Source organism: Helicobacter sp. MIT 01-3238 (assembly GCF_003364135.1).
Taxonomy (GTDB): domain Bacteria; phylum Campylobacterota; class Campylobacteria; order Campylobacterales; family Helicobacteraceae; genus Helicobacter_B.
Genome location: NZ_NXLN01000053.1, coordinates 1 through 1,475, shown reverse-complemented (window position 1 = coordinate 1,475; position 1,475 = coordinate 1). Strand labels below are relative to the sequence as shown.

The window sequence follows — 1,475 nt, the reverse complement described above, 5'->3', positions numbered from 1 at the left end:
CATTTTCAAAGACAAATGACTTTCCTTGCTTTATGGTAAGTATGAGTTTATCTTTTGCAAAATCAAAGTGCAGATTCTCATAGATTTGTTGTTTAGGCATTACTGCACTCCTTGATTATTTAACAATCTATAATTATCACACCCCATTTGAAATCCCAAATCACAGGCTTTACCATAGTATTGCTAGTATTGCTTAGCAGTGGAACTATTTTGCCTTACCCCCTGTCCATTACCATAAAGCACACCTAAATTATTGCAAGCATCAGCATATTTCATATCACAGGCTTTTTTGTAGAGTTCTACTGCTTTATGATAGTCTTGTCGCACGCCTTCACCGTTATAATACATATTCCCTAAATTGTAACAACTACCCCTTGCTTGCAATTTATTACACACAATTTCATAGTATTTCTTTGCATTGTAATAGTCTTGCGAAAAATAATAAGTCTTTCCCAAAAGTATATATCCCCTATTATCCCCCAAAGCAATAGCTTTTTCAAAGTAGGGAATCGCCTCTCTATAACGCCCTGCTAAATAATAAACTACCCCTACAACAACACAATTACCTTTGCCATTTTCTATGTAGCACTGCTCCACACTTTTTAAACCATTGTTTATAAGTGCGTAGCACGCGCTTTTATCCTCATATTCAAAGCAATTATGCTCAGCTCTCCGCAACTCCTCCTCACTCATCGCACCCATTCCTACGCTCACCACACCTACCAAAATCCCACACGCTAGCACTAATTTTCTCATTTCATCTCCTTTTGTAGATTTTTCTTAGTCGTATCAATAGCATTATTAAAAGCATTGGATTTTCTTATGATTTCTAGTGCCTCAAATACCTTGTTAGCCTTTATGATTTTGACTGCACTTTTTACCCTTATCAGCGGTGAGCTAGCTTTTTTATCCCGCTCTTTGTCAAATATCATTATGGCTATTTCATTGGTGCTAAACCCAGCCTTGTGTAAGTCAAATATTTTTTCTATGTGCAGCAAGAAATACATTTTGCCTACACTTTCTAAGTTTGATTTAAGATTTTTTTTCTGTCATTTTTACACCTCTTTAGTTGTTTTTTGCACTTTTTACACTCATTGCCCAAAACCCGATACTACAAAAAAAAAAAAAAACAGAATACTAATGTGGGGAAGTGCGAGGGGATTTTGTGAGGATTTGTAAAATTGCAAGAATTTTGAAATGTTTGAAAAAGTTGTGGAAGTGGATTTTGTGGAGATTTTGCGTATATTTTGTGCGGAGTATGCTTTGAAGTCTTTGTGTGATGATTTGTAATGGATTTTGGGATTTTTTATATGGTTTGTTGTATTTTGTGTTTTTTTGTCATACTTAAGGTTTGGGACAAACCGAAGTATCTCAAAAAAAAAAAAAAATGTAAATTTACAAGAAGTGCTTTTTTGGATATTTCGCTTTTTGCAAAAGCTCACAATATGACAAATCCGCATTGAGATATTTCGCTT

The 1,475-nt window shown here is 34.7% G+C and carries 3 protein-coding genes; all 3 read right to left on the bottom strand.

Features of this window, described 5'->3' with window-relative positions; all coding sequences use genetic code 11:
• Positions 1 to 183 precede the first annotated feature (183 nt).
• Positions 184 to 756 carry a tetratricopeptide repeat protein gene (locus CQA40_RS11765; RefSeq protein ID WP_258864556.1) on the bottom strand — a complete coding sequence of 191 codons (573 nt, stop codon included), beginning with the start codon at positions 754 to 756 and terminating at the stop codon, positions 184 to 186.
• Complete coding sequence (locus CQA40_RS10695; protein ID WP_115520811.1) at positions 753 to 1,007, bottom strand: hypothetical protein; 255 nt, start codon at positions 1,005 to 1,007, stop codon at positions 753 to 755. Before CQA40_RS10695 ends, CQA40_RS11765 begins: the two co-directional genes overlap by 4 nt.
• An 84-nt stretch (positions 1,008 to 1,091) precedes the next feature.
• On the bottom strand, positions 1,092 to 1,475 hold a 384-nt coding region (locus tag CQA40_RS11460), incomplete at its 5' end, for a hypothetical protein (RefSeq protein ID WP_220271925.1).

Excerpts from the sequence above, each read along its gene's own strand:
- CQA40_RS11765 (WP_258864556.1), bottom strand. The coding sequence starts at position 756 with ATGAGAAAATTAGTGCTAGCGTGTGGGATTTTGGTAGGTGTGGTGAGC.
- CQA40_RS10695 (WP_115520811.1), bottom strand. The coding sequence starts at position 1,007 with ATGTATTTCTTGCTGCACATAGAAAAAATATTTGACTTACACAAGGCT.